Raw genomic sequence first — 22,352 nt, 5'->3', positions numbered from 1 at the left:
ACGCGGTAGCGCAGCATCAGGTTGTTCTGCATGTAGGGACGGCGCAGGTCCAGCACGCGGTGCGTGAGGCGGGTCGTCTCGGACAGGTTGTCCTCGTCGATCTGGAAGGGGATGGGCACCGACGGGTTCAGCACCTCGATCTCGTGGCACAGCACCTCGATCTTGCCGGACACGAGGTTGGCGTTCTCGGTGCCGGCCGGGCGGGCGCGCACCTTGCCAACGATCTTGAGGCAGTACTCGCTGCGCACGTCCTCCGCGATCTTGAACATGTCGGCGCGGTCGGGGTCGCAGACGACCTGCACCAGGCCTTCACGGTCGCGCAGGTCGATGAAGATGACGCCGCCATGGTCGCGGCGGCGATGGGCCCAGCCCATCAGGGTCACGGTCTGGTCGAGCAGCTTTTCGCTGACTTGGCCGGCATAGCAGGTACGCATGAGGTTCTCCGAATTCTTTGCAGGGGTGTCTTGTGGGCACTGATGAGCTCGCTCGGCTCTCAGGATTGAACGCCTGCCGGGGCGTTCAACCCGGCTGATTTCGCGCGGCCTCGTCCGGCCCGCCGCAGGGATCGCCGGAATGCGCCATGGGCGCCACCGTGCCCATGGAGATGATGTACTTCAGCGCCTCGTCCACCGTCATCTGCAGCGGCTTGACGTCGGCGCGCGGCATGATGAGGAAGAAGCCCGACGTGGGGTTGGGCGTCGTCGGCACATAGAGGCTGACGTGCTCCTGCGCCAGGTGGCAGGCCACCTCGCCGCTGGGCGTGCCCGTCACGAAGGCGATGGTCCAGGAGCCCTCGCGCGGATACTGCACCAGCACCGCTTCGCGGAAGGCATTGCCGCTGCTGGAGAACAGCGTGTCCGACACCTGCTTGACCGAGCTGTAGATGCTCTTGACGATGGGGATGTTGGACATCAGCCGGTCCCACTGCGTCAGCAGCCACTGGCCGAAGATGTTGGCGACGAGGACGCCGGTGGCCAGCAGGCCGCCGGTCAGGATGACCACGCCCAGGCCGGGCACGTGGCGCAGCTCGAGCAGCCCGTCGCGCAGCGAGGCAGGCATGACCAGGGCCAGCGCGGCCAGCAGCGACCCGAAGACGCCGTTGACGACGTCCAGCACCTGGGCCAGAACCCAGATGGTGATGGCCAGGGGCAGCCAGACCAGCAGGCCGGCGACCAGGTATTTGCGGAGTGAGGCGCCCACGGAACTGGCCGGTCAGTGGCAGGCGCAGGAGCCGCCGCAGGGGGTGGACGACGTGCTGCCTGCCGCCTCGGCCTTGGGCGCGTCGCCGCCTGCAGCGTCCGCCGGAGCCGCGGCACCGGCCGCGCCCGCCGTGGCGCCGCCCTTGAAGTCGGTCGCGTACCAGCCCGAGCCCTTCAGCTGGAAGCCGGCGGCCGTCAGTTGCTTGGAGAAGCTCTCGGCCCCGCAGGCCGGGCAGGTGGTCAGCGGCGCGTCGGACAGCTTCTGCAGCACGTCCTTGGCGTGGCCACAGGCGCTGCAGCGGTAGGCGTAGATCGGCATGGCGAGGTCTTCGAAGGCGAAAAGCCCGCCATTTTAGCGACAGGCGCCCGCACTCAGCCGTGCGGCGACAGGTGATGGCTGACGTGTTCGCGGCGGTCGGTCAGCAGTTGCGGCATCAGCGAGCCGGCCACCATGCCGACCAGCGCGGCCAGCAGGCCGGCGAGCTGGCCCGGGAAGAGCTCGCCCCAGGTCGTGATCTGCGGGAAGAACACCACCCACACGGCCACGCCGGCGAAGATGGAGAACACCGCGCCCTGTGTCGTCGCACGGCTCCAGTACAGCCCGAACACCAGCGGCACGAAGGCGGCGACCAGCGTGACCTGGTACGCCGCGCTGACCAGCTCGTAGATGGAGGTGCCCTGCAGCGCGATCGCGTAGATCAGCACGCAGAACGCGAAGATGACCAGCGTCACCCGCATCGCGACGAGCTGCTGGCGATCAGTCATGCCGGGGCGGATCTGCTTGAGGATGTTCTCGACGAAGCTGGTCGTCGGCGCCAGCAGCGTGGCCGACGAGGTGCTCTTGATGGCCGACAGCAGTGCGCCGAAGAACAGGATCTGCATGGTCAGCGGCATGTGGCCCATGATGAAGGTGGGCAGCACGCGCTGGTAGTCGTTCTGCGCCAGGTCCAGCGCCTTGTCGCCCATGACGACGACGGCGGCCAGCACGATGAACATGGGCACGAAGGCGAAGGCGATGTAGCTGAAGCCGCCGATCATCGCGCCACGCTGCGCGGTCTTGGCGTCCTTGGCGGACATGACGCGCTGGAACACGTCCTGCTGCGGGATGGAGCCCAGCATCATGGTCAGGCCCGCGCCGATGAACATGGCCATCTCGGTGAAGCCGGGCTTGGGCAGGAAGCGGCCGAGATCCTTCTGCGCGGCCAGTTGCAGCACCGCACCGGCCCCACCGGCCAGGCCGGCCGAGAACACCGCGATGACGCTCAGGCCGATGACCAGCACGATCATCTGCACGAAGTCCGTCCAGGCCACGGCCAGGAAGCCGCCGATGACGACGTAGATCAGCACCGCCAGCACGCCCACGACCATGCCCATCTCGGGGCTCATCGCGCCGTTGGTCAGGATGGAGAACACCAGGCCCAGCGCCGTGACCTGGGCGGCCACCCAGCCCAGGTAGCTGAGGATGATGGCCAGCGAGCAGAAGATCTCCACGCCCCTGCCGAAGCGCTGGCGGTAGAAGTCGCCGATGGTCAGCAGGTTCTTGCGGTAGAGCTTGGCGGCGAAGAAGGCGCCCACCAGCACCAGGCACAGGCCGGCGCCGAAGGGGTCCTCGACGATGTCGTGCAGGCCGCCCTGCACGAAGCGGGCAGGGATGCCCATCACCGTCTCGGCGCCGAACCAGGTCGCGAAGGTGGTCGTCACCACCATGACCAGCGGCAGGCTGCGGCCCGCGACGGCGAAGTCGCTGGTGTTCTTGATGTGCCGGCCGGCCCAGACGCCTATGCCCAGCGTGCCGAGCAGATAGAGCACGACGAAGACGATGAGCGTGGTGTTCATGGGCGTGGGAACGGTATTGGGCCGGAAAACGGCGCGGATTATGAAGGCGGCGTGACGGCGGCGACCTAAAGGCCGAGGTCGTGAAAGCGCAACGCCAGCCACGCCAGCATGATGCCCAGCGCAAAGCCGGCAGCCCCCCACAGCAGCCCGGACAGCAGCCGGTTGGTGCTGCGCAGCTCGCGCACCAGCGCGCGCAGCTCCGCGTCGCCGCCGCGCTGGGCCTGCTGCTTCAGCGCGTCGTGCAGCAGCCGCGGCAGCTCGGGGATGAGCTGGGCGAAGCGAGGCGCCTCCTTCATGAGCTGCTTGTTGAACGCCGGCCAGCCGACCTGATCGTTCATCCAGCGCTCCAGGAAGGGCTTGGCCGTGGCCCAGAGGTCAAGCTCTGGGTCCAGCTGGCGGCCCAGGCCCTCGACGTTGAGCAGCGTCTTCTGCAGCAGCACCAGCTGGGGCTGGATCTCGACGTTGAAGCGGCGCGAGGTCTGGAACAGGCGCATCAGCACCTGGCCCAGCGAGATGTCCTTCAGCGGACGGTCGAAATGCGGTTCGCAGACGGCCCGCACGGCGCTCTCCAGCGAATCGACTCGCGTCTCGGGCGGCACCCAGCCGGAGGCGATGTGCAACTCGGCCACGCGCTTGTAGTCGCGCTGGAAGAAGGCGATGAAGTTCTGCGCCAGGTAGTCCTTGTCCACCTCGGTCAGCGTGCCGATGATGCCGAAATCCAGCGCGATGTAGCGGCCAAAGGTTTCGGGCGCGAGGCTGACCTGGATGTTGCCCGGGTGCATGTCGGCGTGAAAGAAGCCGTCGCGGAAGACCTGGGTGAAGAAGATGGTCACGCCGTCGCGGGCCAGCTTCTTGATGTCGATGCCAGCCTGCTCCAGCACGGCGCGCTGCGAGATGGGCACGCCCTTCATGCGCTCCATGACGATGACCTCGGAGCTGCACAGGTCCCAGTGCATCTCGGGCACCATGACCAGGTCCAGGCCCTCCATGTTGCGGCGCAGCTGGGCGGCGTTGGCGGCCTCGCGGACGAGGTCCAGCTCGTCGTGCAGATACGTGTCGAACTCGGCGACCACCTCGCGCGGCTTCAGGCGCCGGCCATCGGCGGAGAAGCGCTCGATCCAGGCGGCGAGCTGGCGCATCAGCGCCAGGTCGTCGTCGATGACGTCCAGCATGCCGGGGCGCAGCACCTTGACGGCGACCTCGCGACCATCCTTCAGCGTCGCGAAATGGACCTGCGCGATGCTGGCGCTGGCTACCGGCTCGGCGTCGAAGCTGGCGAACAGCTCCTCCAGCGGCCGGCCGAAGGCGCGCTCCACCATCTCACGCGACAGTGCCGCCGGGAAGGGCGGCACGCGGTCCTGCAGCTTGGCCAGTTCCAGCGCCACGTCGGCCGGCAGCAGGTCGCGCCGCGTCGACAGCACCTGACCGAACTTCACGAAGATGGGGCCCAGGTGCTCCAGCGCCAGGCGCAGCCGCACGCCGCGCGGCTGCCGCCAGCGCCGGCCCAGCCGCGTCAGGCGGCGCAGCAGCTGGAAGCGCCGCCGACGCAGGCCCGACAGCGCCAGGTCATCGAGACCGAAGCGCCAGACCGTCCACAGGATGACCAGCAGCCGCGAGACAAACCTCATGCGGCGCCGCCGGACGTCGTCGTCGCGAAACGCTGGGCCAGGCCAGACAGAGAACGCCGCAGCGCGCGGCCGAACTGGGCCAGCTGGCGGGCGGCCAGCGGCCCGACGATGCCGGCCAGGTCGTCCTCGACGTCCCAGCGCAGGTTGTCCATCAGCCAGTGCATCTCGCCGGCAAAGGCGGCGTCGCCCTGCACGCCGACGGTCGGCGCCTCGCCGCTCAGCGCGCCCAGGGCCAACCTGGCCGGGTTGGCGGCGTCAATCTCGATGCGCAGGCCGCCCGGGCCGGCCGGTGCGGTGTCCAGGCGCTCGAACAGCCCGGCCGGTGTCACACCCAGTATCAAATCCGGCGCGGCCGGCAGCAGGGCCGGCCAGCGCGCCAGATGCACGACGAGGCCGCGCCCGGCCAGCGGCCGCAGGCGCTGCGCCGCGATGGGCTCGCGCGAGACGACATGGTTGATCAGCAGCACGAGACGGTCCTGCAGGGCCGGCATCAGCAGCGGCGTGAGCGACGGCAGGGGTGGCATGGGCCAGGGAGAAGACATGGCGAAGATTGTAGGCAGCGGACCCTGAACGAGGGACGCGACGGCATCAACCGTCAAATTTGATGGTGGAGAATCCCGGTTCGCTTTTCCAGCCCCGTGGGCCCCCGTCGGGGCGCGCCGAACCGATGTTTGAGGACCGCAGCTACAAGAGGACGTTCTACAGCGCACCGCAGTCGGTCGAGTCCCTGATCGCCGCCTTCCTCGAGCCCGGTGTCATCGTTCTGACCTTCCTCCTCGTGAGTGGTCATTTCGGCGAGCCCGTGCTTCGCCCGGCGCTGACGCTGTGCCTGCTGATCTTCGCCCTCACCTTCCCGGGCCGCAACCGCTTCGGCGACCACCCCGCCAGCGCCTTCGTCGACGTGCTGTCGTCGTGGCTGGTGCTGCTGGGCATCCTGCTGCTGTGCGGCTACGCGACCAACAGCCTGCACTATTTCGAGAACCAGGTGCTGCTCTGGTGGGCGCTCATCACGCCCATCGCGCAGATCGCCGCCACCGAGGCAGGCCGCCGCGTCCAGCAGTGGCGGGCCCGCGATCCCGGCGCACGCCGCACGGCCGTCGTCGTCGGTGCCGGGCCGCTGGGCCACAAGGTGGCTCGCGCGCTGCGTGAGGCCCAGGGCGTCATCTGCCTCGGGTATTTCGACGACCGCAGCCCGGAGCGCCTGCACCCCGAGGCCGGCGCCGCCCTGCTGGGCACGCTGGCCCAGCTCAGCGACTTCGTCCGCGACAAGGGCGTGCGCGAGGTCTACATCACGCTGCCGCTGGGCTCCCAGCCGCGCATCGTCGCGCTGCTGGAGCAGGTGCAGGGCACGACGGCGTCTCTCTTCTTCGTGCCCGATGTGTTCGGCATCAGCATCATCCAGGGCCGGCTGCAGGACATGAACGGCGTGCCGGTGGTCGGCATCTGCGAAACCCCGTTCACGGGCACCAACCAGCTCGTCAAGCGGCTCAGCGACATGGTGCTGGCCGCGCTCATCCTCCTCCTGATCTCGCCGCTGCTTCTGCTGCTGGCCCTGGGCGTCAAGCTGAGCTCGCCCGGCCCCGTGATCTTCAGGCAGCGCCGCAACGGCCTGGACGGCGAGGAGATCACCGTCTACAAGTTCCGCTCCATGCGTGCGCTGGACAACGGCAGCGTCGTCAAGCAGGCCACCAAGGACGACCCGCGCATCACGCCGTTCGGCGCCTTCATCCGTCGCACCTCGCTGGACGAACTACCGCAGTTCATCAACGTGCTGCAAGGTCGCATGAGCATCGTGGGCCCGCGCCCGCATGCGGTCGCGCACAACGAGGAGTACCGCAAGCTTATCAAGGCCTACATGGTGCGGCACAAGGTCAAGCCCGGCATCACCGGCTGGGCCCAGGTCAACGGCCTGCGCGGCGAGACCGACACCATCGACAAGATGGTCGCACGCGTCGAATACGATTTGGAATATCTGCGCAACTGGTCGCTGGCCCTCGATCTGCAGATCATCCTGCGCACCGTGAGGCTGGTGGTGTTCGATCGACATGCCTATTAAGCCCCCCTGCCGCCGGATCACGCTGGCGGCATTGACCTCGGCCGCGGCCCTGACCGCATCCGCCCAGGCCCAGACCGATGACGTGACGCCGTTCTATGCCGGCGGCTCCCTGGGCGTCTCGCACGTCTCCAACGTCTTCCGGCAGGCCAACGCCAACAACAGCGACACCGTCGTCAGCGCCGGTCTGCTCGCTGGCCTGGACCAGCGCTTCGGCCGCCAGCATGTGACGGTGGACGGGCTGCTGCAGAACAACCGCTACAGCAGCAACCGTGACCTGGACAACCAGTCCTACACGCTGCGCAGCGCGCTGGCCTGGCAGACGCTGGGCAACCTGTCGGGCACGCTCAGCGCGACGTCCAGCCGCGCGCTGGCCGACTTCAACATCGGCGGCGGCGTGACCCCCATCTTCAAGAAGAACACCGAGCGCAACGACGAGTACGCCGCGCTGGTTCGCCTGGGGATGCTGACGCGCTATTCGCTAGAAGGCGGCTGGTCGCACAAGCAGCGCGACTTCAGCGCCCCGGAGTACGACCGTTTCGCCTTCCGCCAGGACACCAGCCAGCTTGGCGTCTACGCGACGCCGGGCGGCAACCTGAAGCTGGGCCTGGTGGGGCGCCACACCCAGGGGCAGTACCCGCGCTATCCCGTGGGCGTGGTCTTCAACCCAGCCACGCTGCAGTTCGAGGTCCGCAGCGAGGTCGACCACTACACGCGCAACGACGTCGACTTCACGACCAGCTGGGACACCGGCGGCAGCAGCAGCCTGAACACGCGCCTGAGCCGCAGCCAGCTCAAGCACAGCCTGGACAACTTGCGGAACTTCAGCGGCACGACCGGCGCGATCGGCTGGACCTGGCGGCCCACCGGAAAGATCCAGCTGGGTGCGCAGTATTCGCGCGACACCGGCCAGGAAAGCACGAGCCAGACGACGGACGTGAACCGCCTCTACACCAGCTGGCGCCTCACCGGCAGCTATGCGCTGACGGGCAAGCTGAGCCTGAATGCGAACTTCAATCTCAATCGCAGCCACCGCGCGAGCGACGCCGGCATCCAGCTCGCGGACGCTTTCGACAATGACAAAGCCTATGGTCTGGGACTAAGCTGGGCGTTCTCGCGCGGCCTCAGCCTGACCTGCCAGTACAACCACGCCAGCCGCGACAGCAGCGTGCCGCAGTACATCTACGGCGCCAGCAGCTACGGCTGCACGGGCCAAGCCATCGTCTACTGATGAATTGATGAACCGATGACCACCATCCTGCTGACCGGCGCCGCCGGCTATATCGCCTCGCACACCTGGCTGGCGCTGCAGCAGGCCGGCTACCGTGTCGTCGGCGTCGACAACTTCGCCAACAGCTCGCCCATCGTGCTGGAGCGCCTGGCCGAACTGGCCAGCGCACCCATCGAGTTCGAGCGCGCCGACGTCTGCGACGCCGCCGCGCTGGACGAGATCTTCGCCAGCCACCGGCCGGCGGCGGTCGTGCATTTCGCCGCCTACAAGTCCGTCGGCGAGTCGGTCAGCCAGCCGCTGGCCTACTACCGCAACAACCTCGGCGGCCTCATCAACACCTGCGAGGTGATGAAGCGCCACGGCTGCACGCGCATGGTCTTCAGCTCCAGCGCCACCGTCTACGGTGCGCCGCAGGAGCTGCCGCTGCGCGAGGACGCGCCGACGTCGGCGACCAACCCCTATGGCGCCACCAAGCTGATGGGCGAGCAGATCCTGCGCGACCTGGGCGCCAGCGAGCCGGCATGGCAGACCGCCTGCCTGCGCTACTTCAACCCGGTTGGCGCGCATGAGAGCGGCCGCATCGGAGAAGACCCGCGCGGCACCCCCAACAACCTGATGCCCTACGTCGCCCAGGTGGCCGTGGGCCGGCGCAGCCGACTGTCCGTCTTCGGCGGCGACTACGCGACGCCGGACGGCACCGGGGTGCGCGACTACATCCATGTGACAGACCTCGCCGAGGGTCATGTCGCGGCGCTGCACTGGCTGCTGGACCAGCCCGGCTCGCTCACCGTCAATCTCGGCACCGGCCGGGGCTACAGCGTGCTGGAACTGGTGCGCGCCTACGAGGCCGCCAGCGGCCGCAGCGTGCCCTATGACATCGTGGCGCGCCGCCCCGGCGACGTGGCCGCCTGCTGGGCCGACCCGGCACAGGCCCGCGAGGCCCTCGGCTGGCAGGCCAAGCTGGATCTCGCACGCATGTGCGAGGACAGCTGGCGCTGGCAGCATCTCAACCCCCACGGCTTCAAGCCCGCCTGAACAATGATCCAGGTCCAACCCGTCATCATGGCCGGCGGCTCCGGCACGCGGCTGTGGCCGCTGTCGCGCGCCGGCTATCCCAAGCAGTTCCTCGTGCTGTCGGGCAACGAGAGCCTGTTCCAGCTTGCCGCACGCCGCCTCGCCGCGCTGGCCGCGCCCGACCTGGCGCTGGCCGCGCCCTGCATCGTCGGCAACGAGGAGCACCGTTTCCTCGTGCTGGACCAGTTGCGCGAGGCCCGCCTGGAGCCCAGCAGCGTGCTTCTGGAGCCCTGCGGACGCAATACCGCGCCGGCGATGACGCTGGCGGCGCTGGCGGCACTGGAAGGCGGCCAGGACCCCGTCCTCGTCGTCACGCCGGCCGACCAGACCGTCACCCGGCCGACCGCCTTCACGGTCGCATTGCAGCAGGCGGTACGCATCGCCGCGGATGGCGCCATCGCCATCCTGGGCATCACGCCCGACCGGCCCGAGACCGGCTACGGCTATATCCGCACGCTGGAAGACGGCACCGGCCTGGCCGTGGCGCAGTTCGTCGAGAAGCCCGACCTGGAGACGGCCCAGCGCTACCTCGCCGAGGGTGGCTACTACTGGAACAGCGGCATGTTCGTATTGCGGGCCAGCGTCTGGATGCAGGCGCTGGAGCGCTTCCGCCCCGACATCGCTGCCGCCACCCGCGCCGCCTGGGCGCAACGCCAGACCGACGCCAAGTTCGTCCGGCCGGGCAAGGCCGAGTTCGCCGCCGTGCCTGCCGAGTCCGTCGACTACGCCGTCATGGAGCGCTGCCCCGGCACCGACCTCCCGCTGCGCATGGTGGCGCTGGACGCCGGCTGGAACGACCTGGGCGCCTGGGAGGCCGTCTGGCAGGTGGCCGACAAGGACGCCGACGGCAACGCCTTTGTCGGCGACGCACTGATCGCCGACAGCCAGAACACGCTGGTGCATGCCACCAGCCGACTGGTCGGCGTCGTGGGCCTGAAGGACGTCGTCGTCGTCGAGACGGCCGACGCCGTGCTGGTGAGCGACCGCGCACGCAGCCAGGAGGTCAAGCAGATCGTCAGCCGCCTGGGCGCCGAGCAGCGCGGTGAGCACGCACTGCACCGCAAGGTGCACCGCCCCTGGGGCTGGTACGACAGCATCGACCACGGCCCGCGCCATCAGGTCAAGCGCATCATGGTCAAGCCGGGCGCCAGCTTGAGCCTGCAGATGCACCACCACCGCGCGGAGCATTGGATCGTCGTCAGCGGCACGGCCGAGATCGTCAACGGCGACAAGACCATCCTGCTGACCGAGAACCAGTCCACCTACATCCCCCTCGGCCAGACCCACCGCCTCGCCAATCCGGGCAAGGTGCCGCTGGAGATCATCGAGGTGCAGTCCGGCTCCTATCTCGGCGAGGACGACATCGTCCGCTTCGAGGACACCTACGGCAGAACATGACCCTCCTCGTCACCGGCGGTGCCGGCTTCATAGGCAGCAACTTCGTGCTGGACTGGCTGCGCCAGTCCGACGAGCCGGTCGTCAACCTCGACGCGCTGACCTATGCCGGCAACCCGGAGAACCTGGCGACGCTGGCAGGAGATGCGCGCCATGTCTTCGTCAGGGGGGACATCTGCGACCGCGCGCTGGTGGACCAGCTGCTGGCGACGCACCGGCCGCGCGCCATCGTCCACTTTGCGGCCGAGAGCCATGTGGACCGCTCCATCCACGGCCCAGGCGCCTTCGTGAAGACGAATGTGGAAGGTACGTTCACCCTGCTGGAAGCGGCTCGCGCGCACTGGAACGGGCTGGAGGGCGATGCCAAGCAGGCCTTCCGCTTCCATCATGTGTCCACCGACGAGGTCTACGGTTCGCTCAGGCCCGAAGACCCGCCCTTCGCCGAGACCCACCCCTACGAGCCCAACAGCCCCTACTCGGCCAGCAAGGCCGCCAGCGACCACATCGTGCGCGCCTGGCACCACACCTATGGCCTGCCGGTCATCACGACCAACTGCTCCAACAACTACGGGCCCTTTCACTTCCCGGAAAAGCTGATCCCGCTGATGATCGTCAACGCGCTCGCGGGCAAGCCCCTGCCCGTCTACGGCGACGGCCAGCAGATCCGCGACTGGCTGTACGTGACCGACCACTGCAGCGGCATCCGCGCCGTGCTGGCCGGCGGCAGGCCCGGCGAGACCTACAACATCGGCGGCTGGAACGAGAAGGCCAACATAGCCATCGTGAAGACCGTCTGCGCGCTGCTGGACGAGCTCAAGCCCTCGGCGGACGGCCCCTACGAGCGCCTCATCACCTATGTGAAGGACCGCCCGGGCCACGATCGCCGCTACGCCATCGACGCCCGCAAGATCGAGCGCGAGCTGGGCTGGCGCCCGGCCGAGACCTTCGAGACCGGCATCCGCAAGACGGTGCGGTGGTACCTGGATCACCCGGAATGGGTCGCCCGCGTGCAGAGCGGCGCGTACCGGGATTGGCTCAGCAAGCAGTACGGCTGACGCCATGAGGATTCTTCTGCTCGGCAAGGGCGGTCAGGTCGGCTGGGAACTGCAGCGTTCGCTGGCGGTGGCCGGCGAGGTCGTCGCGCTGGACTTCGACGATGGCGCCGACTTCACGCAGCCCGAGGCCCTGCTGGCCCGGGTGCGGGCCGTCGCGCCGCAGGTCATCGTCAATGCCGCTGCCCACACGGCGGTCGACAAGGCCGAGAGCGAACCCGAGCTCGCACGCCAGATCAACGCGCAGACGCCGGCCCTGCTGGCCATCGAGGCCCGGCGCATGGGTGCCCTGCTGGTGCACTATTCGACGGACTATGTCTTCGACGGCAGCGGCAGCCATCACCGCGACGAGGAGGCCGCCATCGGCCCGCTGAGTGTCTACGGCGCCACCAAAGCCGAGGGCGAGGACGCCATCCGCGCGAGCGGCTGCCAGCACCTCATCCTGCGTACCAGCTGGGTCTATGCGGCCCGCGGCGGCAACTTCGCCAAGACCATGCTGCGCCTGGGCCAAGAACGCGAGCAGCTCAAGGTCATTGCCGACCAGATCGGCGCACCGACGGGCGCCGATCTGCTGGCCGACCTGACCGTGCCCATGCTGCGCGCCGCGCGCGTGAACCCCGCCCTGGTGGGCACCTATCACGCGGTGGCCGGCGGCGCGACGAGCTGGCATGAGTACGCGCGCTTCGTCATCGAATTCGCCCGTGCCCGAGGCGTCGGCATCCGCGTCGCGCCGGACCAGATCCTCGCCATCCCGACCAGCGACTACCCGACACCTGCCAGACGCCCGCTGAACTCCCGCCTGGCCACGGCCAAGCTGCAGCAGCGCTTCGGCCTGCACCTGCCGCCCTGGCAACAGGGCGTGACGCGCATGCTGAACGAGATCCTGCCGGAGACCCACGCATGAGCATGAGCAAGGCCCGCAAGGGCATCATCCTGGCCGGCGGCTCGGGCACCCGCCTGCACCCGGCCACGCTGGCGGTCAGCAAGCAGTTGCTGCCGGTCTACGACAAGCCCATGGTCTATTACCCGCTGAGCACGCTGATGCTCGCGGGCATACGCGACATCCTGCTGATCAGCACGCCGCAGGACACGCCGCGCTTCGAGGCCCTGCTGGGCGACGGTTCGCGCTGGGGGCTGAACATCAGCTACTGCGTGCAGCCCAGCCCCGATGGCCTGGCCCAGGCCTTCATCCTCGGCCGTGACTTCGTCGGCGACCATCCCAGCGCACTGGTGCTGGGCGACAACATCTTCTACGGTCACGACTTCGGCGGCCTGCTGGACAGCGCCACCAGGCGCGAGGTCGGCGCCAGCGTCTTTGCCTATCACGTGACGGACCCGGAGCGCTATGGCGTCGTCGAGTTCGATGCGGCCCGGCGGGCACGGTCCATCCAGGAGAAGCCCAAGGTGCCCAAGAGCAACTACGCCGTCACGGGCCTCTACTTCTACGACGAGCAGGTCTGCGACATCGCGGCCGACATCCGCCCCAGCGCGCGCGGCGAACTCGAAATCACCGACATCAACGCCCATTACCTGAGCCGGGGCCAGCTCAACGTCGAGATCATGGGCCGAGGCTACGCCTGGCTGGACACGGGCACGCACGACAGCCTGATGGAAGCCGGGCAGTTCATCGCCACGCTGGAGAAGCGCCAAGGCCTGAAGGTCGCCTGCCCGGAGGAGATCGCTTTCCGCTCCGGCTGGATCGACGCCGGCCAGCTCGAGGCGCTCGCCAAGCCGCTCGCCAAGAACGGCTATGGGCAGTACCTGCTCAAGCTGCTGACGGACAAGGCCTTCTGAACCATGCAAATCACGCCAACCGCCCTGCCCGAAGTCCTGCTCATCGGACCCAAGGTCTTCGGCGACACCCGCGGCTTCTTTCTGGAAAGCTGGAACGAGATCCGTTTCAACCAGGCGCTGGGCTACGGCGTCAAGTTCGTGCAGGACAACCATTCACGATCCACTCGCCGGGTGCTGCGTGGACTGCACTATCAACTGCATCCCCACGCACAGGGCAAGCTGGTGCGCTGTGTCAGCGGCACGGTCTTCGACGTCGCGGTCGACCTGCGCCGATCCAGCCCGAACTTTGGCCGCTGGGTAGGCCATGAGCTTTCGGCGGAGAACCGGCTGCAGATGTGGATCCCTCCCGGCTTCGCGCACGGCTTCGTCGTCCTCAGCGACAGCGCGGATTTCCTCTACAAGACCAGCGGTGAATACGCGCCGGAGTACGAGGGGTCGGTGCGCTGGAACGACCCGACCATCGGCATCGCCTGGCCGCTGGACGGCCTCGCGCCGCAGCTTTCGCCCAAGGACGAGGCGGCGCCGCTGCTGGCCGACGCCAGGACCTTCGACTGAAGCTCAGCCGCGGCCTATGCCGCTGTAGTCCACGCCCAGCGCCTTCATCAGCTTGGGGTCGTAGAGGTTGCGGCCGTCCAGGATGACGGGGGCCTTCATCGCGGCCTTGATCGCGTCGAAGTCCGGCGTGCGGAACTCTTTCCACTCGGTCAGCACCAGCAATGCATCGGCCCCCTCGATCGCGGCCTCGGCGCGCTTGACCAGCCGCACGTCGTCGCGCGGCCCCAGCACGCGGGCCGCCTCGGGCATGGAGACGGGGTCATAGGCCAGCACCGTCGCGCCGCGCCGGGTCAGCTCGTCGAGCACGACGAGCGACGGCGCCTCGCGCATGTCGTCGGTATCGGGCTTGAAGGCAAGCCCCCAGACGGCGAAGCGGCGCCCCTTCAGATCCTCGCCGAAACGCGCCACGACCTTGTCGACCAGCACGCGCTTCTGGCGCTCGTTGGCCTCTTCCACGGCGGTCAGCACCTTCAGCGGCAGCCCCAGGTCGGCGGCCGTCTTCACGAGTGCCTTGACGTCCTTGGGGAAGCAGGAGCCGCCGTAGCCCGCACCCGCATAGAGGAACTGGTAGCCGATGCGGGGGTCGGAGCCGATGCCGCGGCGCACCAGCTCGATGTCCGCACCCACCTTCTCCGCCAGCAGGGCCAGCTCGTTCATGAAGCTGATGCGCGTGGCCAGCATCGCGTTGGCGGCGTACTTCGTGAACTCCGCGCTGCGCACATCCATGACCAGCATGCGGTCCTGGGTCCGGTTGAACGGCGAGTAGATGGCACGCATCAACAGCGTGGCCTGCTCATCGTCCGAGCCGACGATGATGCGGTCCGGCTTCATGAAGTCCTCGACCGCGGCGCCCTCCTTCAGGAACTCCGGGTTCGACACCACCGCAAACGGCATGTCGCCACGCCCGCGCGCATGCAGTTCCTCCCGGATCGCCGTGCGCACCCGGTCGGCGGTGCCGACGGGCACGGTGCTCTTGTCGACGATGACCTTGTAGTCCGTCATGCGGCGGCCGATGGCGCGGGCCGCCGCGACGACGTATTGCAGGTCCGCCGAGCCGTCCTCGTCGGGCGGCGTGCCCACGCCGACGAAGAGCAGCGTGCCATGCTGCACGGCATGGTCCACGTCCGTCGTGAACTGCAGGCGACCAGCCGCGACGTTGCGGCGCACCACCTCCTGCAGGCCGGGCTCGTGGATGGGGATCTCGCCCTCGTTGAGGATGCGGATCTTCTCGGCGTCGACGTCCAGGCAGACGACATGGTTGCCCATCTCGGCCAGGCAGGCGCCCGTGACCAGACCCACGTAACCGGTGCCGATGGCGGTGACTTTCATGCCGTATCTCGTTCAGTGCGGTAACGGCTTTTTAATGACCGCACATGACAGGCGCGTTGAAGTCCAGGCCTGCCGCCAGCTTCAAAAAATCGACACAAAAAATAGCCGCCTGGCGGCGGCTGTCGGTCAGGCGGCCCCGGTCAGACCCGGTAGTAGTCCCGATACCAGGCAACAAAGCGCTGGATGCCTTCGGGCACCGGCATGGCGGGGCGGAAGCCCGTCCAGGCGGCCAGCTCTTCCACGTCGGCATGCGTGGCCGGCACGTCGCCGTCCTGCATGGGCATGAAGTTCTTCACCGCCTCGCGCCCCACGGCCTGCTCGATGGCCTCGATGAAGCTCATCAGCTCGATGGGCGCGTGGTTGCCGATGTTGAAGACCCGGTAGGGCGCGCTCGACCGGGCGGGGTCGGCGCTGGCGGGGTCGTAGTCGGGGTCGGCCGTGGCCGTGCGGTCCAGCACGCGCACCACGCCTTCGGCGATGTCGTCGATGTAGGTGAAGTCGCGGATCATCTTGCCGTGGTTGAACACGTTGATGGGCCGTCCCTCGATGATGGCCTTGGTGAACAGGAACAGCGCCATGTCCGGCCGGCCCCAGGGGCCGTAGACCGTGAAGAAGCGCAGGCCCGTCGTCGGCAGGCCGAACAGGTGCGAATAGGTGTGGGCCATCAGCTCGTTGGCCTTCTTCGTCGCTGCGTAGAGGCTGATGGGATGGTCGACGCTGTGATGCTCGGAGAACGGCATCAGCGTGTTGCCACCGTAGACGCTGGAGCTGGACGCATAGGCCAGGTGCTGCACGCCGTTGTGGCGGCAGCCCTCCAGGATGTTGGTGAACCCGACGATGTTGCTGTCGATGTAGGCGTGCGGGTTCTCGATGGAATAGCGCACGCCGGCCTGGGCGGCCAGGTGCACGACGCGGTCGAAGCGCTGTTCGGCGAACAACCTGGCCATGCCCTCGCGGTCGGCCACGTCCATCTGCACGAAGCTGAAGCCGGGCTTGGGCGTCAGGCGGGCCAGACGGTCATGCTTGAGCTGAGGGCTGTAATAGTCGTTCAGGTTGTCCAGGCCCATCACCTGGTCGCCGCGGGCCAGCAGGATCTGGCTGACATGCATGCCGATGAAGCCGGCCGCGCCGGTGACAAGAATTTTCACGCGATCCACCCTGGAAGAAATAGGAACGGGGCAAGTACCGGCCGTTATTCTGGCTCAGCGCCCGGCCCCGCTCGCATGCGCGCTGGCACACGGCGCGTCGCGCGGCGCCCAGATACGCCCCTCGAATGAGCCTCGTCGCGGCCAAGCCCCCACTCCTAGAATCCCGCCCCAACCAGAGCCCCGGCCCGTCTGCCATGTCCAAACCCTGCATCCACCTGATTGCCGGCGCGCGCCCGAACTTCATGAAGATCGCCCCCATCGTGCGCGCCCTGCGCAGCGATGGCCGCCTGGACTGGAAGATCGTGCACACCGGCCAGCACTATGACCGGGACATGAATGACGTCTTCTTCGAGGAGCTGGGCATTCCCGCGCCGGACGTGCGCCTGGGCTGTGGCGGCGGCAGCCATGCCGAACAGACCGGCAAGATCATGGGGGCCTACGAGCAGCTGATCGCCGCCGCGAAGCCACAGGCCTGCCTCGTCGTCGGCGACGTCAATTCCACCCTCGCCTGCTCAATAGTCGCCAAGAAGGCCGGTGTGCCCGTCGTCCATGTGGAGGCCGGCCTGCGCAGCGGCGACATGTCCATGCCCGAGGAGATCAACCGCCTCGTGACCGACGCCATCACCGACTGGTTCTTCGTCACCGAACCCAGCGGCTACGCCCACCTGCAGCGCGAGGGCAAGGACATGAGCAAGGTCTGGGACGTGGGCCACGTCATGGTGGACAACGTGCTCTACCAGGCCGACAAGCTCGCCAAGCAGGACACCACCGGCCTGGAGAGCGACGCCTTCAAGCGCGAGCACCCCCGCTACGCGGTCGTCACGCTGCACCGCCCGAGCAACGTCGACAGCGCCGAAGCGCTGGAGAAGGTCGCCACCGTGCTGCGCCGCGTCGGCCAGGAATTGCCGCTCGTCTTCCCGGTGCACCCGCGCACCCGAGCCAACATCGAGAAGTTCGGCATCGACCTGGGCCCCAACGTCACCTTGATGGGCCCGCAGGCCTATATGAGCTTCCTGCACCTCTGGAAGGACGCCGTCGTCGTGCTGACCGACAGCGGCGGCCTGCAGGAGGAGACCACCGCTCTGGGCGTGCCCTGCGTCACCATCCGCGAGAACACCGAGCGCCCCGTCACCGTCGACGAAGGCAGCAACGTGCTGGCGGGCACGGCCCCCGCCAACGTCATCCACCACGCGCTGCAGGCCATCGCCGGCAATGGCAAGAAGGGCCGCCGCCCCGCGCTGTGGGACGGCAGGTCGGCCGAGCGCATCGTGGCCGTGCTGGCCGCCCGGCTCGACGCCTGACCCCGGTCACGCGCCGTGACCGCCCTTTCGCCGTGCGACAGTTGCATGTCAGCGGCTACCAGGTGTGGATTCGGTCACCCGATCACCGATGGTTACCGCCCAACGCGCCCCATTGTTAGGGGAGTTGAACAAGAATGGCCGGATCGATCTGTGCCAGTCCTTCCGTGCAGGTCGCCCTGGAGTTACGAGAATGCTGGCCGTTCGCCAAATCGCCCTGTCCTGCTGCGTCCTCGCCGCCTTGTCGCTGACCGCCTGCCAGCAACCCAGACAGCACCCAGCAATCGACGTTGACGAGCAGCTGCGCCGCGATCCCCCGTCCGCCGGCATCACGAGCTGCCCCGCCCTGCCGGCCGACTGGCTGTCGAACATGCCGACGCACCAGCGGCTCATCGAGCCAGACGATTGCGCCGTGCTCTCCAGCACGCCACTGTTCTCCTGGGCGGAGGCCCGCGACCGCCTCACCGGCACCGCCTACAGCCTGAGCGTGCGCCGCGCCGGCGGCGGCATCGTGTATGGCCTCTCGGGCATCACCGAGCCGCGGCTGCGCGTCACGCAGCAACTGGCTGTCGGCGACTACGAATGGGCGGTGAACTACGTCAACACCAAGGGCGCTGCCGTCACCACCAGCTGGCGCCGCTTTTCGATCGAGGCCGCCGCCACGGCGCGCGCCGCCCTGTCCGCCACGACCGGTGCCGACGCCAGCGCCACGCTAAAGATCGGCGACATGCCCGACGGCGCCACCGTCGCGACCCAGGTGGCCGCCCGTGCACGCCCTCGCATGCTGGCCGCCGGATCCAGCTACGCCTCGTTGCGCGGCACCGCCCTGCTGGCCGAGAACCTGCCCGTGCTGACGCTGATCCGCGCCCGCGCCAACTGGGCCATCACCCAGGCCCTGCCCGCCAACCCCGACGGCGGCGCCTCGACTGTGGGCACCGCGAACCTGGCCCAGGTGCAGGCCACCCGCGACCTCGTCCAGACCACGCGCAGCGAGCGCTTCAACATCGAGAACCTCGCGCTGATCGGCCGGCTCGACGGCAATGCCAGCCTGCTCGCGCAGGCCAAGGCTCGCGTGCTCAACCTCGCCGCCTGGAATCCGAACGGCCAGACCAGCGAGACGAATTCCGACCAGTCCAATCGCGAGATCTACCTCGCGCTGGCCGAAGGCCTGGACCTCTTCTGGAGCGACTTCACGGCCGCCGAGCGCACGAGGATCGTGACCGCTCTGCGTACCCGGGTGCTGCAGACCACGGCGTCGCTGCAGCAGCTGGACAGGGAGCCTTTCGACTCGCACGGCCAGACCAACCTGCGCTACGTCGCCCAGACCCTGATGCTGGTCAGCGGCGCAGCGGACTTCCCCGAGGCGTCCAGCATGCTGGCGCGCTACTGGGACCTCAGCCTCTACAACCTGGAGATCTGGGGTGCCGATGGCAGCTATGGCAATGGCATCGCCTACGCCTGGTACAACTTCACCGGCACGGTCCCCTATGCCGCCGCCGTGCGCGTCATCGCCGGCGTGAACCTCTATCAGCTGGCGGTGTTCAGGCGCGCAGGCGAGCAGCTCATGGCGTTCTCGGCCCCGGCCTGGCTGCAGTCCAGCGCCTTCGGCGACGAGATGGAGACGCGGGACCTGTACAACGTCTACAGCCCCGCCTACATGCGCATGCACGCGCAGCAGTCCCGCGACCCTCGCGACAGCTGGTACCTGCAGGCCCGCTCGGTCAACATGAGCAAGCCCGATGACGCCAGCGCCTGGGAGCTGCTGCTGCTGGGCGCCGATGCCCGGCCCCTGCCGGCCGCCGTGGCGCCGACGGCCAACGACTGGTTCTCGATGGACACGGGCCTGGCTGCGATGCACAACGACATCAGGCGCAGCGACCGCACCTCCGTGTTCTTTCGATCCAGCCGCTTTGGCGCCTACAACCACTCGCACGCCGACCAGAACTCGGTGGCCTATGTCTCGCAGGGCCTGCCGCTGCTCATCAACGCGGGCTACTACCCCTACTACAACAGCCCGCACCACAAGAGCATCCGCGCCACGCGCTACGCGAACGCGCTCACCTACGACGGGGGCTTCGGCCAGAGCGAGAGCTCGGCGGGTGCCGCCAAGCCCACCGACCCCTTCCAGAGCATGGATTCCAGCGGTTCGCTGACGTTGGCGAAGACCCAGGGCAGCTATGCGGCCGTCACCGGCGACGCCACGCTCGCCTACCGCGGCGTGCACCCGGTCTACGGCACCTGGGTGCCCGCACTGACCAATGCCGTGCGCAGCGTCGTGGTGGACAAGGCCAACGGCGTCACCCTGGTCTACGACTGGGCCACCAGCGCGACGGCCCGACAATGGGAGCTGAACTTCCACTCGCCCAACCCCTTCGTCGCCGACGCCGCCAACGTGCGCGCCGTCAACGGCGCGGCCTCGGTCTGCCTGGACCGCTACGGCCCCGCGACCTCGTTCGCCCAGACCACCGCCTGGGACGTCGCGCCAGAGACCACGCAGCCGGCCCAGTCGCACGGCCGCTTCACGGCACTGACACGCAGCGCGGAGTTCGCCCACCTGACCGTGCTGCGCGACGGCTGCCGCAACGTGCCCGTCCAGGTCCAGCGCACGGGCACGCAAGTGGTCGTCAGCGTGTCCGGCGGCCGGGCCGTCCAGTTCGACAAGCGCCTCGTCACGCTGCCGCAGTAGGCGGCTGCAGGCCTGGTCTTCGTCAGCTCGTCTCGAGCTGCACGAAGGTGAAACCGCCGTAGGCGCTGCGCGCCGTCTCGCGCACCGGCAGGTGCGCCAGCATCGTGGACAGGAAGGCCGGATCGGCGTAGATCACCCAGATCTTGCGCGGGTGCTGTTGCAACGACCGCGCCAGGTGCTCGCTGAAGCCGCGCATCACGTCGGCCGCGAACGGGTTGTAGAGGAAGAACACGCCGTCGCTGGGGCCGAACTCGGCCTGCGTCACATCGGCGCACTCCACGCTCACCCGGCTGCCGGCCGGCAACCGCTCGCGCACCAGGGCCAGGTTGCGCTCCGCCGCCTCCACCAGTTCCGGCGCAAAGTCCAGCCCGCGCACGTTGCGGAAGCCCTCGAGCGCGGCCGTGATCACCACCTTGCCCTTGCCGCAGCCGATGTCGTTGAAACGCAGGTCACGCGGCGCGGGACAGCGCTTGAAGGCATGACGAAGCGCGCGGGCACGCGTCATCACATAGGGCTTGGCGTCACCCTGCTTGTCGGGGCTCAGCACCTGCAGCCGGCTTTGCGGCACCGCCGCCGTCGTGTCGGTCCCCAGCCTGAGGTCGAACAGCGCATCCTCGACCATGCTCGCCAGCGTCTGCACGCTGCGACGCGGCCCGAGGCGGGTGGCGCTCACCCACATGCGACGCCACAGCGCCGTCATGCGGCAGCGAACTCGTGCACGACCGCGGGCAGCTTGCCGGCCGCGGTGCGCTCGATGCGGTCGACGCAGCGGATCTCGATGTCGATGGCGGCCCCCGTGTAGCGGCGGGCCACAGCCTCGACGTCGCCGTCGGGAATGCCCCGCCCCTGCTGGAACTGCAGCAGCAACTCGGCATGACCGGGCCTGCTCTGGCGCCACTGGCCGGCCACCAGGCCTGGCAGGTTGTCGAACACGTTGGCGGGCATGAAGACGCGATGGCCGTCGACGCCGTACAGCACATCCTGGCCACGCCCCAGTACCGCCCGCACACGCGGGAAGGCGCGCCCGCAGGGACAGGCCCCACAGCCGTCGGCCTCCATCAGCACCCGGTCGTTGACGCGGTAGCGCAGCAACGGCATGGCCCGATTGTCGAAGCCGGTGCCGATCAGGTCCTGCCCGTCCTCGGCCTCCTGCCACTCCGCATAGCCGTAGTCGCTGAGCAGGTGGTAGTTGCCCTCCTCGCAGGTGCCTATGGCCGCCACGCGTTCGAAGGCGCCATACCAGTCGAACACGCGGCAGCCGAACACCCGCTCCAGCAACTGGCGCTGGGCCGGCAGCAAGGTTTCCGAGGAGGTCACGATGGCCCTCAGCCGGCGCGGACTGCCGCAGGCATGCCCATAGCGGCGGCCTCGCGCATCCAGCACGGCCGCGATGAACACCAAGGCCGACGGATAGGCCTGGATGGCGACCGGGTCGAAGCGCTCCAGCGCCTCGACGTACTCGTTCACGCGCGCCGGCGTCAGGTGGTAGCTCGACAGCATCAGCAGGCGGTCGGCGCGGTTCAGGCGCCAGAACGCGCCTTGCTGCTGGTCGGCCGGCACGATCTTGTCGCCGCGCAACCAGGCGCGCCGATCGCCGGGCCGCACGCCCGCCCATTGCAGTTGACGCCAGACGAAGGCGTTCTCGCGCACGATAGAGCGCAGGTCGCGCCAGCCTTCCAGGTGGCTGCCCGTGGTGCCGCTGCTGGTGCTGCGAAAGCGCGGGCCGATCCGGGCGTCGGAGCACAACGCCTCGCCCGCGGCCTGCACCTGGGCCTTCTCCAGGATGGGCAGGGAGGCCAGTTGATCCAGCGACGTGAAATCGCGCGGATCGAAACCCAGGCGGGCGAACAGCGCCCGGTAGTAGGGCACCTCGCTGCCGGCCTGCACCAGGCGCTCCTGCAGGCGCAGCACCTGCAAAGCCTCCAGTTGCCGGTCATCCATGCGCTCGGTGCGCGACAGATCCAGCAGCTCGTCCTGCATGCCCCGGCCTTCGCGCAGCATGCCCCTCAACCAGGCACGCCCGCTCAGCAGCCAGGACTGCGCCCACGGCGGGCTAACCCTGTAAATACGACTG

At 68.4% G+C, this 22,352-nt stretch carries 20 protein-coding genes; 10 read left to right on the top strand and 10 right to left on the bottom strand.

Annotated elements, in window-relative coordinates; genetic code table 11:
* The 6 genes from JOY88_RS02535 to JOY88_RS02510 all read right to left on the bottom strand — a co-directional run.
* Nucleotides 1-434, bottom strand: a 434-nt coding sequence (locus JOY88_RS02535; RefSeq protein ID WP_293500112.1) for an OB-fold nucleic acid binding domain-containing protein, incomplete at its 3' end; no start/stop codon positions are given.
* An 85-nt stretch (nucleotides 435-519) separates the two neighbouring features.
* A complete protein-coding gene (locus tag JOY88_RS02530) occupies nucleotides 520-1,200 on the bottom strand; it encodes a DUF502 domain-containing protein (protein ID WP_293500110.1) in 681 nt (226 codons plus the stop codon).
* Between the two features lie 12 nt (nucleotides 1,201-1,212).
* The gene (locus JOY88_RS02525; RefSeq protein WP_293500108.1) at nucleotides 1,213-1,518 is read right to left on the bottom strand and encodes an FmdB family zinc ribbon protein; all 306 of its coding nucleotides are present in this window, start codon (nucleotides 1,516-1,518) and stop codon (nucleotides 1,213-1,215) included.
* Between the two features lie 53 nt (nucleotides 1,519-1,571).
* Nucleotides 1,572-3,035 carry a high affinity choline transporter 1 gene (locus tag JOY88_RS02520; RefSeq protein ID WP_293500106.1) on the bottom strand — a complete coding sequence of 488 codons (1,464 nt, stop codon included), beginning with the start codon at nucleotides 3,033-3,035 and terminating at the stop codon, nucleotides 1,572-1,574.
* 65 nt (nucleotides 3,036-3,100) lie between these two features.
* The gene (gene ubiB / locus JOY88_RS02515; protein WP_293500104.1) at nucleotides 3,101-4,663 is read right to left on the bottom strand and encodes a ubiquinone biosynthesis regulatory protein kinase UbiB; all 1,563 of its coding nucleotides are present in this window, start codon (nucleotides 4,661-4,663) and stop codon (nucleotides 3,101-3,103) included.
* Nucleotides 4,660-5,205, bottom strand: coding sequence for a hypothetical protein (locus JOY88_RS02510; protein WP_293500102.1), 546 nt, complete (start codon nucleotides 5,203-5,205; stop codon nucleotides 4,660-4,662). The genes ubiB and JOY88_RS02510 overlap by 4 nt, the downstream gene beginning before the upstream one ends.
* Before the next feature lie 125 nt (nucleotides 5,206-5,330).
* Between JOY88_RS02510 and JOY88_RS02505 the strand changes: the two genes are divergently transcribed.
* From JOY88_RS02505 to rfbC, 8 genes are read left to right on the top strand one after another with little or no spacing between them, the layout of a single operon-like run.
* Nucleotides 5,331-6,719, top strand: coding sequence for an undecaprenyl-phosphate glucose phosphotransferase (locus tag JOY88_RS02505; protein ID WP_293500100.1), 1,389 nt, complete (start codon nucleotides 5,331-5,333; stop codon nucleotides 6,717-6,719).
* A complete protein-coding gene (locus JOY88_RS02500; protein WP_293500098.1) occupies nucleotides 6,709-7,947 on the top strand; it encodes a porin family protein in 1,239 nt (412 codons plus the stop codon). Before JOY88_RS02505 ends, JOY88_RS02500 begins: the two co-directional genes overlap by 11 nt.
* Before the next feature lie 15 nt (nucleotides 7,948-7,962).
* Nucleotides 7,963-8,982, top strand: a complete 1,020-nt coding sequence (gene galE, locus JOY88_RS02495; protein WP_293500096.1) for a UDP-glucose 4-epimerase GalE — start codon at nucleotides 7,963-7,965, stop codon at nucleotides 8,980-8,982.
* Nucleotides 8,983-8,985: 3 nt separating this feature from the next.
* Nucleotides 8,986-10,419, top strand: coding sequence for a mannose-1-phosphate guanylyltransferase/mannose-6-phosphate isomerase (locus JOY88_RS02490; RefSeq protein WP_293500094.1), 1,434 nt, complete (start codon nucleotides 8,986-8,988; stop codon nucleotides 10,417-10,419).
* Nucleotides 10,416-11,471 (top strand): dTDP-glucose 4,6-dehydratase, encoded by a 1,056-nt coding sequence (gene rfbB / locus JOY88_RS02485; RefSeq protein WP_293500092.1) that lies wholly within the window; start codon nucleotides 10,416-10,418, stop codon nucleotides 11,469-11,471. Before JOY88_RS02490 ends, rfbB begins: the two co-directional genes overlap by 4 nt.
* A 4-nt stretch (nucleotides 11,472-11,475) precedes the next feature.
* Nucleotides 11,476-12,372: a dTDP-4-dehydrorhamnose reductase gene (rfbD, locus tag JOY88_RS02480; protein WP_293500090.1), complete on the top strand. Its 897-nt coding sequence runs from the start codon at nucleotides 11,476-11,478 to the stop codon at nucleotides 12,370-12,372.
* A gap of 2 nt (nucleotides 12,373-12,374) precedes the next feature.
* On the top strand, nucleotides 12,375-13,262 hold the full coding sequence (gene rfbA / locus JOY88_RS02475; RefSeq protein ID WP_524539178.1) for a glucose-1-phosphate thymidylyltransferase RfbA: 888 nt from the start codon (nucleotides 12,375-12,377) through the stop codon (nucleotides 13,260-13,262).
* 3 nt (nucleotides 13,263-13,265) lie between these two features.
* A complete protein-coding gene (gene rfbC / locus JOY88_RS02470) occupies nucleotides 13,266-13,817 on the top strand; it encodes a dTDP-4-dehydrorhamnose 3,5-epimerase (RefSeq protein WP_293500087.1) in 552 nt (183 codons plus the stop codon).
* 3 nt (nucleotides 13,818-13,820) lie between these two features.
* Here rfbC and JOY88_RS02465 read toward each other — a convergent pair whose 3' ends face one another.
* Both JOY88_RS02465 and JOY88_RS02460 read right to left on the bottom strand, forming a co-directional pair.
* A complete protein-coding gene (locus JOY88_RS02465; protein ID WP_293500085.1) occupies nucleotides 13,821-15,146 on the bottom strand; it encodes a UDP-glucose dehydrogenase family protein in 1,326 nt (441 codons plus the stop codon).
* Between the two features lie 140 nt (nucleotides 15,147-15,286).
* On the bottom strand, nucleotides 15,287-16,294 hold the full coding sequence (locus tag JOY88_RS02460) for an NAD-dependent epimerase (protein ID WP_293500083.1): 1,008 nt from the start codon (nucleotides 16,292-16,294) through the stop codon (nucleotides 15,287-15,289).
* Nucleotides 16,295-16,488: 194 nt separating this feature from the next.
* Here JOY88_RS02460 and wecB point away from each other — a divergent pair, with 194 nt between their 5' ends.
* Together wecB and JOY88_RS02450 are read left to right on the top strand one after the other, a co-directional pair.
* A complete protein-coding gene (gene wecB, locus JOY88_RS02455) occupies nucleotides 16,489-17,595 on the top strand; it encodes a non-hydrolyzing UDP-N-acetylglucosamine 2-epimerase (protein ID WP_293500081.1) in 1,107 nt (368 codons plus the stop codon).
* Between the two features lie 190 nt (nucleotides 17,596-17,785).
* Nucleotides 17,786-20,278 carry a heparinase II/III domain-containing protein gene (locus JOY88_RS02450; RefSeq protein ID WP_293500080.1) on the top strand — a complete coding sequence of 831 codons (2,493 nt, stop codon included), beginning with the start codon at nucleotides 17,786-17,788 and terminating at the stop codon, nucleotides 20,276-20,278.
* 22 nt (nucleotides 20,279-20,300) lie between these two features.
* On the opposite strand, the gene JOY88_RS02445 is transcribed toward JOY88_RS02450, so the two are convergent.
* Entirely contained in the window at nucleotides 20,301-20,978 is a 678-nt protein-coding gene (locus tag JOY88_RS02445) for a class I SAM-dependent methyltransferase (protein ID WP_293500079.1), read from the bottom strand.
* Nucleotides 20,975-22,279, bottom strand: coding sequence for a phenylacetate--CoA ligase family protein (locus JOY88_RS02440; protein WP_293500078.1), 1,305 nt, complete (start codon nucleotides 22,277-22,279; stop codon nucleotides 20,975-20,977). The genes JOY88_RS02445 and JOY88_RS02440 overlap by 4 nt, the downstream gene beginning before the upstream one ends.
* Nucleotides 22,280-22,352: the final 73 nt, after the last annotated feature.

Source organism: Roseateles sp., assembly GCF_019237615.1.
Lineage (GTDB): Bacteria > Pseudomonadota > Gammaproteobacteria > Burkholderiales > Burkholderiaceae_C > Pelomonas.
Note: the sequence above shows the minus strand (reverse complement) of the source record. Positions and strands in the feature narration are given on the sequence as shown.

Bases quoted from the DNA above. Each gene is read 5' to 3' on its own strand.
- rfbD (WP_293500090.1), top strand. From the start codon at position 11,476: ATGAGGATTCTTCTGCTCGGCAAGGGCGGTCAGGTCGGCTGGGAACTG.
- wecB (WP_293500081.1), top strand. From the start codon at position 16,489: ATGTCCAAACCCTGCATCCACCTGATTGCCGGCGCGCGCCCGAACTTC.
- JOY88_RS02510 (WP_293500102.1), bottom strand. From the start codon at position 5,205: ATGTCTTCTCCCTGGCCCATGCCACCCCTGCCGTCGCTCACGCCGCTG.
- rfbC (WP_293500087.1), top strand. From the start codon at position 13,266: ATGCAAATCACGCCAACCGCCCTGCCCGAAGTCCTGCTCATCGGACCC.
- galE (WP_293500096.1), top strand. From the start codon at position 7,963: ATGACCACCATCCTGCTGACCGGCGCCGCCGGCTATATCGCCTCGCAC.
- rfbB (WP_293500092.1), top strand. From the start codon at position 10,416: ATGACCCTCCTCGTCACCGGCGGTGCCGGCTTCATAGGCAGCAACTTC.
- JOY88_RS02465 (WP_293500085.1), bottom strand. From the start codon at position 15,146: ATGAAAGTCACCGCCATCGGCACCGGTTACGTGGGTCTGGTCACGGGC.
- JOY88_RS02445 (WP_293500079.1), bottom strand. From the start codon at position 20,978: ATGACGGCGCTGTGGCGTCGCATGTGGGTGAGCGCCACCCGCCTCGGG.
- rfbA (WP_524539178.1), top strand. From the start codon at position 12,375: ATGAGCAAGGCCCGCAAGGGCATCATCCTGGCCGGCGGCTCGGGCACC.
- JOY88_RS02500 (WP_293500098.1), top strand. From the start codon at position 6,709: ATGCCTATTAAGCCCCCCTGCCGCCGGATCACGCTGGCGGCATTGACC.
- ubiB (WP_293500104.1), bottom strand. From the start codon at position 4,663: ATGAGGTTTGTCTCGCGGCTGCTGGTCATCCTGTGGACGGTCTGGCGC.
- JOY88_RS02450 (WP_293500080.1), top strand. From the start codon at position 17,786: ATGCTGGCCGTTCGCCAAATCGCCCTGTCCTGCTGCGTCCTCGCCGCC.
- JOY88_RS02490 (WP_293500094.1), top strand. From the start codon at position 8,986: ATGATCCAGGTCCAACCCGTCATCATGGCCGGCGGCTCCGGCACGCGG.
- JOY88_RS02525 (WP_293500108.1), bottom strand. From the start codon at position 1,518: ATGCCGATCTACGCCTACCGCTGCAGCGCCTGTGGCCACGCCAAGGAC.
- JOY88_RS02520 (WP_293500106.1), bottom strand. From the start codon at position 3,035: ATGAACACCACGCTCATCGTCTTCGTCGTGCTCTATCTGCTCGGCACG.
- JOY88_RS02440 (WP_293500078.1), bottom strand. From the start codon at position 22,279: ATGCTGCGCGAAGGCCGGGGCATGCAGGACGAGCTGCTGGATCTGTCG.
- JOY88_RS02505 (WP_293500100.1), top strand. From the start codon at position 5,331: ATGTTTGAGGACCGCAGCTACAAGAGGACGTTCTACAGCGCACCGCAG.